The 7,738-nt window shown below is 73.6% G+C and carries 4 protein-coding genes; 2 read left to right on the top strand and 2 right to left on the bottom strand.

The window, feature by feature from the left end; translation table 11 throughout:
* Positions 1-540 precede the first annotated feature (540 nt).
* Together LPA27_RS09395 and tyrS are read right to left on the bottom strand one after the other, a co-directional pair.
* Positions 541-1,584, bottom strand: coding sequence for an alpha-hydroxy acid oxidase (locus LPA27_RS09395; protein WP_228942257.1), 1,044 nt, complete (start codon positions 1,582-1,584; stop codon positions 541-543).
* A gap of 10 nt (positions 1,585-1,594) precedes the next feature.
* Positions 1,595-2,866 (bottom strand): tyrosine--tRNA ligase, encoded by a 1,272-nt coding sequence (gene tyrS / locus LPA27_RS09390; protein WP_228942256.1) that lies wholly within the window; start codon positions 2,864-2,866, stop codon positions 1,595-1,597.
* A 144-nt stretch (positions 2,867-3,010) separates the two neighbouring features.
* Between tyrS and LPA27_RS09385 the strand changes: the two genes are divergently transcribed.
* Together LPA27_RS09385 and LPA27_RS09380 are read left to right on the top strand one after the other, a co-directional pair.
* Complete coding sequence (locus tag LPA27_RS09385; RefSeq protein ID WP_228942255.1) at positions 3,011-4,462, top strand: serine/threonine-protein kinase; 1,452 nt, start codon at positions 3,011-3,013, stop codon at positions 4,460-4,462.
* A gap of 53 nt (positions 4,463-4,515) precedes the next feature.
* Positions 4,516-7,731 carry a hybrid sensor histidine kinase/response regulator gene (locus tag LPA27_RS09380; RefSeq protein ID WP_228942254.1) on the top strand — a complete coding sequence of 1,072 codons (3,216 nt, stop codon included), beginning with the start codon at positions 4,516-4,518 and terminating at the stop codon, positions 7,729-7,731.
* The last annotated feature ends 7 nt before the right edge of the window (positions 7,732-7,738 follow it).

The following is a 7,738-nucleotide window of genomic DNA, read 5'->3' as shown; positions in this document are numbered from 1 at the left end:
CACCCCACACCCACAAAGGACGCGAGGAAAAAGAGATGCCTGACAAGAACAAAACCCTGACATGATGTCAGAATCATTGTCTTACCAAAGAAACCATCAACCAACCCCCAAAAAAGGAGATCAGCCAACGGGGCATAACAAACTAATTCGTCGACTATGACACACTGTTGAGTTCTCAAGAATCAGACGCACACCGTCCCAGACCGTTTCCTGCCCGGCGGCGGGGCTTGCGTTCCAAACATTAGCGGAGCGAATTCTGCGGCGCAAACTCGCGCTTTTCACATTCAATTCCGCTCACCATGCACACTACTGACCGCGGCTTTCGGCTTCCGCTCGAGGCGGTGGCCGTCTGCTGCGCGATGCAGGCGTGAGGGTGGTCGACCCGGGGCCGGGAACCCGATCCAGACCGGATCTTGTCCCCCGCCGCTCCCTGGCGACAGATGGAACGTTAGGCGACCTGTCCCCGCAGCGCCAAATCGAACGGGCGTGACGGCGGGCACAGGCACCTGACGGCGCTCGGAACAGGGCTCGGAGAAGCGCTCAGACCGGCGCTGGCGACCCGACGACGTCGCGCGCGTCGGCCACCCGCCGGCAGCCCGCGAGACGCATGGCCTCGACCAGCTCGCCCCGGATCCGGTCCTGCAGCCGGCCCACGCCGCGCTCCCCCTCGACGAGGGCCCACAGGGGCAGGCGGCCCAGGAACGCGGCGTCGGCTCCGAGGCCGAGAGCGGCGAGCACGTCGGTGCCGGAGCCGAGGCCGCCGTCGACGTAGACCTCGGCGTCGTCCTCGGCGAGCTCCCGCACGATCGCGGGCAGCGCGCGCGCCGGCGCCACCGCGCGGTCGAGCTGGCGTCCCCCGTGGTTCGACACCCAGACGGCGGCCGCACCGGCCTGGACACAGCGGCGCGCGTCGTCGGCACGCAGCACCCCCTTGGCGACGACCGGCAGCCCGGTGCGCTCGGCGAGCCAGTCGAGGTCGTGCGGCCCGAGGTCGAGGGCCTTCTCGGCACCGGGCTGCGTGTCGTGGCCCGCGTCGAAGTTGACCCGGGTGAACGCGGGGTCCACGACGTCCCAGACCCGGTCGCCGGCCGGCTCCCAGGATCCCACCACCGGGGTGTCGACCGTGAGCACGACGGCCCGGGCGCCGGCCGACACCGCGCGCTCGAGCAGCGGCAGGGCGAGGGTCCGGTCGGAGGGGAGGTAGACCTGGAGCCACCAGGCGACCCCGGTGGCCGCGATGTCGGCGAAGGTCGACCCGGCGTTGCTGCTCACGACCATGAGGCCACCGGCCGCGGCCGTCGCGCGGGCCATCGCGAGCTCGCCGTCGGGGTGGACCGCACGCTGGAGCGAGGTGGGAGCGACGCCCACCGGCGTGTCGAGCCGGGTGCCGAGGACCTCGGTGGCGAGGTCGACGTCGGTCACGTCGTGCAGCACGTGGGGCAGGAACCGCACGTCGCGCCAGGCCGCCGCGGCCTCGTCGCGGCTGGTGCCGGCTCCGGCGCCGTGCGCGACGTACTCGTGCACGGGGGCGGGCAGGGACGCGCGGGCGCGCGCCTCGAGCCCGTCGACCCAGGACCTCGGCACCCCGACCACCTCAGACGACCTCGACGCCCTTGAAGCTCTTCTTGCCCTTGCGCAGCACCAGCCAGGTGCCGCCCACCAGGTCCTCGGAGGACGGCACGTGGTCGGGGTCGGTGATGCGGACGTTGTTGAGGTAGGCCCCGCCCTCGGAGACGGTGCGGCGGGCCTCGCCGCGGCTCTTGGCCAGCCCGGCGCCGACCAGCAGGTCGAGGACGCCGGGCAGCCCGTCGCCCCGGTCGACCTGCACGCTGCCGGCCTCCCGCAGCGCGGCGCCGAGGGTGTCGGCGCTGAGGCCGCTCATGTCGCCGCCGCCGAACAGCGCCGCCGACGCCGCCTGGATCCGGGCGGTCTCCTCGGCACCGTGCACCAGCGTGGTGACGTGCTCGGCCAGGGCCTTCTGACCGGCCCGCAGGAAGGGCTTCTCGGCATGCTGCGCCTCCAGGGCCTCGATCTCGGCGCGCGGGAGGAAGGTGAAGATCCGCAGCAGCTCGCCGACCTTCTCGTCCTCGACGTTGAGCCAGAACTGGAAGAAGGCGTAGGGCGACATCATCCCCGGGTCGAGCCACAGGGCGCCGCCCTCGGTCTTGCCGTACTTGGTGCCGTCGGTCTTGGTGATGAGCGGGGTCGCGAAGGCGTGCACGGACGCGCCGTCCGCACGACGCACGAGCTCGACCCCGCCGGTGAGGTTGCCCCACTGGTCGGAGCCGCCGAACTGCAGCGTGACGCCGTGGTCGCGGAAGAGCGCGAGGTAGTCCATCGACTGCAGCAGGACGTAGCTGAACTCGGTGTAGCTGATGCCGGACTCCAGCCGTCGACGCACCGTGTCGCGGGCCAGCATGCGGTTGACCGGGAAGTGCTTGCCGATGTCGCGCAGGAAGTCGATGACCGAGAGCCCGCCGGTCCAGTCGAGGTTGTTGACCATCGTCGCCGCGTTGTCGCCCTCGAAGGAGAGGAACGGCTCGATCTGGGCCCGGACCCGCTGGACCCACTCCGCGACCGTGTCGGCGGAGTTCAGGGTCCGCTCGCCGGAGTCGCGCGGGTCGCCGATCATGCCGGTCGCGCCGCCGACCAGGAGGTAGGGCGTGTGGCCGGCGTCCTGGAGGCGGCGCGCGGTGAGGATCTGGACCAGGTTGCCGAGGTGGAGGCTGGGCGCCGTGGGGTCGAAGCCGACGTAGTACCGCACGCTCCCGGCCGCCAGCGCCTCGCGCAGGGCGTCGAGGTCCGTCGTGTGGGCGAGGAGTCCGCGCCACGCGAGGTCGTCGAGGAGGGTGGGGTCGAGGGGCACGTCGGGCCTTTCGGGACGGACGGCGGGCGGGTCCCGCCGGGACAAGCCTGCCGCACGAGGACCACCGGCGCCCACCCGCCCACCCCGTCGGAGGATGAGCGCCGCCGCCGCAGCGCCTATCGTGGCGCGCCAGGAGGTCAGACGTTGATCGCAGGCAGGTACACCCTCGACCGGGAGGTCGGGCGAGGGGGCATGGGCGCCGTGTGGCTCGGCCGCGACGAGGTGCTCGGACGCCAGGTGGCGGTCAAGCGGATCGGGCTGGCGCCGGGCGCCAGCGACGCCGACCTCCACCGCGCCGAGCGCGAGGCCAAGCTGGCGGCCCGGCTCAACCACCCCCACGTGGTGGCGGTCTTCGACCTCGTCGACGAGGGCGACCAGCAGTGGCTGGTGATGGAGTACGTCGAGGGCACCAACCTCTCCGGGCTGCTGCGGGACCGGGGCCGCCTCACCCCCGACCAGGCGGGGCCGCTGCTGGGCCAGGCCGCGGACGCCCTCGCCGCGGCGCACGCCGCCGGCATCGTGCACCGCGACGTGAAGCCGTCGAACATGCTGGTGACCGACGAGGGCCACCTCAAGCTCTCGGACTTCGGCATCGCGCGCGCCGAGGCCGACCCGTCGCTGACGCAGACCGGCCTGGTCACGGGGTCGCCGGCCTACCTGGCGCCCGAGGTGGCCTCCGGGTCGACCGCGACCGACCGCAGCGACGTCTGGTCGCTCGGCGCCTCGCTCTACCACGCGCTGTCGGGCCACCCGCCCTACGAGGTCAAGGACAACGTGCTCGGCGCGCTCTACCGCATCGTGCACGAGGACCCTCCGCGACTCGACGACGCCGGCTGGCTGGCCCCGCTGCTCGAGCACACGATGACCCACGACCCGGCCGAGCGCTGGCCGATGCACCGGGTGCGGGACTTCCTCGCCGCCGGGCCGGGCTCGGCGCAGACCGCGGTGCTCCCCCGCGCCGGATCCGGTGAGACCCAGCGGCTCTCGGTGCTGCCGCCCGTCTCGACGGGCGTGGCCCCCGTGGTCACCCCCGCCGCGGCGGCGGCCGCCACCGGGGACCGGGCGGCACGGCCCCGGCGCACGGGGCGGGTGCTGGCCGCGGCACTGGCCCTCGTCGCCATCGCCGCGGTGACGGGGCTCGCCTTCGTGCTCGGCAACGACCGCGCCACCGAGCAGCCGGCCACCGCGGCCCCGGGCTCGGGAGGCAGCGCCTCGGGCAGCCCCGAGACCTCGCCGTCGGGGTCGCCCTCCGGCTCCCCCTCGCCGACGGCGCAGCCACGGCCGACCGCGGCGTCGATGACCGCCTTCGTGGACCAGTACATCCCACTCGCCGCCTCCGACCCGGAGTCGGCGTTCACGATGCTGACCCCGGCCTTCCAGCAGGCCAGCGGCGGGCTCGACGGCTACCTGGGCTTCTGGGGCACCGTGCGGCGTGCCGAGGTGCTCGACGTGAGCGCCGACCCCGCGGCGGGCACGGTCAGCTACGTCTACCGGCGTCAGACCGAGGCCGGCGGCGGGCCGGTCGAGGAGTCGGTGACCCTCCAGCTGGAGCAGCAGTCCGACGGCAGCTACCTGATCGCCGGCGACCTGAGCTGAGCCCTATCGTGGGACCCACCAATCGACGCCCGGGGGGACCTCACGTGCAACCGGTGGATCTCTACCGCGACATCGTGGAGTCCTCCCCCGACGGCGTCTGGGTGGTCGACCTCGAGGGGCGCACCGTCTACGCCAACCGGGTCATCGCCCGCATGTGCGGCGTGCCGGAGCACGAGGCCATGACGATGGACCTGCGCGCCGCGCTCGACCCCGGCGGGGTCGCCGACTTCGAGGCGCACCTGGCCGACCTGCGCGAGGGCCGGGTGCGGGAGGCGCCGGTGGAGGTGCAGCTGCTGCGGCGCGACGGGGGCGTGCTGTGGACCCTGACGAGGGAGAGCCCGCTGCGCGACGAGCAGGGCCGCCTGACCCGCGTGATCTTCACCTTCACCGACTACACCGAGCGGCGGGCCACCACCGAGGCCCTGCGCACCAGCGAGGCCAGCCTCGCCGAGGCCCAGCAGATCGCTCGCATCGGCGGCTGGCACTGGGACCTCGACACCGGGCTGGTGACCGTCTCACCCGCGCTGCTCGCCCTCTACGGACTGCCCCAGGACGAGCCGCTGACCGACGTCGAGGGGTTCCTGGACCGGGTGCACCCCGAGGACCGGGGCCGGGTCGAGGACGCGGTGGCCCAGGCGCTGGCCGGCCCCGAGGACCTCGCGTTCGTGGCACGGATGCGTGCCGGCGAGGGCTGGGTGTGGACCAGGGGCCGCGGCCGCGTCCACGAGGCCGGTGGTCGTCGGTGGATGGCCGGCACCCACCAGGACGTCACCGAGGCCCACGAGACCGAGCTGGCGCTGCAGGACCAGGTCACCCAGAACGCCCTCATGCAGACCGTGGCCAGCGCCGCCAACCAGGCCAGGACCCTGGAGGAGGTGCTGCTCCAGGCACGGTCGCTGGTGCTGCTGCACGACGACTGGGTGCGCGGGCGAGCCTTCGTGCCGGTGGCGGACACCGACGACCTCGCCCCGCTGTACCGCGGCGAGGTCGAGATCGCGGAGGACCTGAGCACCCCCGTCGAGACGGCCGACGAGCTCGCGCTGGCCCGGCGGGTCCTGCGCGAGCAGCGGCCGCTGTGGGACGACGCCCGGCTCACCATCGGCTTCCCGGTCACGCTGGACGGCGAGGTCTGCGCGGTCGTCACCCTCACCAGCGACCCGCCGCTCTACCGCCACGCCATGATCGAGGCGATGGTGGGGCTGGTCGCCGGTCAGCTGGGACGCGTCGCCGAGCGCGAGCGCGACGACCGTGCACTCGCGACGGCCCGCGACGAGGCGATGGCCGCGTCGCTGCAGAAGTCGGAGTTCCTGGCCACGATGAGCCACGAGATCCGCACCCCCCTCAACGGCGTCATCGGCCTCACCGACCTGTTGCTGCGCTCGGGGCTGGAGACACGGCAGCAGCGCCTGGCCTCCGGCGTGCAGGTGGCGGGTCGCGCCCTGCTCGGCGTCATCAACGACATCCTCGACTTCTCCAAGATCGAAGCCGGGCGCCTCGAGCTGGAGACCCTCGACTTCGAGGTGCGGCTCGTGCTCGACCAGGTCGTCGGGGTGCTGGCCGAGTCGGCGCGCTCGCGCGGGCTCGACCTGTCGGTCTCCTGCCACCCCGACGTGCCGGTGGTGCTGGCCGGCGACCCCACCCGGCTCGCGCAGGTGCTCACCAACCTGGTGTCCAACGCGGTGAAGTTCACCGAGACCGGCGGGGTGGCGGTGCGCGTCACCGCCGAGCCGACGACCGGGCCCGCGGGCGACGGCGGGGTGCGGCTGCTGGTCACGGTGAGCGACTCGGGGGTCGGGGTCGACCCGGGCGAGCTCGACCACCTCTTCGAGCCCTTCACCCAGGCCGACGCCAGCACCACCCGGGTCTACGGAGGCACCGGTCTGGGCCTGGCCATCTCCCGCGAGATCGTCCAGGCGATGGGGGGTGACATCGCCTACGCCCCGCGCGACGGTGGCGGCAGCGTCTTCTCCTTCTCGGTGCCGCTGCGGGAGGCGGCCGGGGACGGCGTCGACCCCGCCGAGGTCGAGGCCCGGACACTGCTGTCGGGGCACCGTGTGCTGGTCGTCGACGACGTGGCCGCCAACCGGCTGATCCTCGAGGAGCAGCTGAGCTGGTGGGAGATCAGCACGGTCGGGGCGGCGTCGGCCGCCGAGGCCCTCGAGGAGCTGGCCCGCGCCCGTGCCGCGGGCGACCCCTTCGACGCCGTCGTGCTCGACCTGGTCATGCCCGGGGTCGACGGCCTCGGCCTGGCCCGCGCGGTGCGGTCCGACCCGACGTGGGACGGGGTGCGGCTGCTCGTGCTCACCTCCACCCCGGCCGTCGCCGCCGACGACCTCGACACCGCGGGCGTCGACGACTGGCTGGTCAAGCCCGTCGTCACCGGGGTCCTGCGCTCCACCCTGGTGCAGCTGCTGGGCACGGCCACCTCCGGGGCGGGCGGCGACGGCGCCGGCCAGGAAGCCGGCGAGGGCCGCACCCGCGAGCAGGACGACCCGGCCGTGCTCGGTCGGGTGCTCGTGGTCGAGGACAACGCGGTCAACCAGATGGTCGCCACGGGTCTGCTCGAGGCGCTGGGCTTCGAGGTCGTCACCGTCGACGACGGGGCCGAGGGGGTCGCCCGCGCCGCTGCGGAGGACTGGGACGTCATCCTCATGGACGTGCAGATGCCGCACATGGACGGCTACGCCGCCACCCGCGCCATCCGCGCCGCCGAGTCCGGTGCGCGCCGCCCCATCGTGGCCATGACGGCCGCGGCCGTCGAGGGTGAGCGCGAGCGCTGCCTCGAGGCCGGCATGGACGACTTCCTCACCAAGCCCGTCGACCCGACCGCCCTGGCGGCCACCCTCGGTCGCTGGCTGGGCGTCGAGGTCGAGATGCCCACCGCGCTGCGCCGCGCCACCGCCCCGCAGGCGGTGGCGCAGCTCGACCTCGACCGGCTCGAGATGCTGCGCGAGGTCGACGAGGACGGCACCTACCTGGCCCGTGCCATCGGCAACTTCGTCACCAACGGCGCCGAGACGCTCAGCCGGCTGCGGGAGCTGCTGGCGCAGGGCGCCGATTCGGCGGAGGTGCGCGGCTGCGCCCACAAGCTCGTGGGCGGCGCGCTCAACCTCGGCGCCCGCGACGCCGCCGAGGCCCTGCGCCGGGTCGAGCGCGTGGCCGAGTCGGGCACCACCGAGGGCATCGAGGCGCTGCTGCCCGGCGTCGAGGCGGAGGTGGCGAGGGCCGGGGCCGCGATGCTGGCCTGGCGCGACGCCACCCTGGGCTGAGCCGCGG

Source organism: Nocardioides sp. Leaf374 (genome assembly GCF_916862475.1).
In the GTDB taxonomy this organism is placed as follows: Bacteria; Actinomycetota; Actinomycetes; order Propionibacteriales; family Nocardioidaceae; genus Nocardioides; species Nocardioides kribbensis.
The sequence above is the reverse complement of the archived record's forward strand: the minus strand, read 5'-3'. Positions and strand labels throughout refer to the sequence as shown.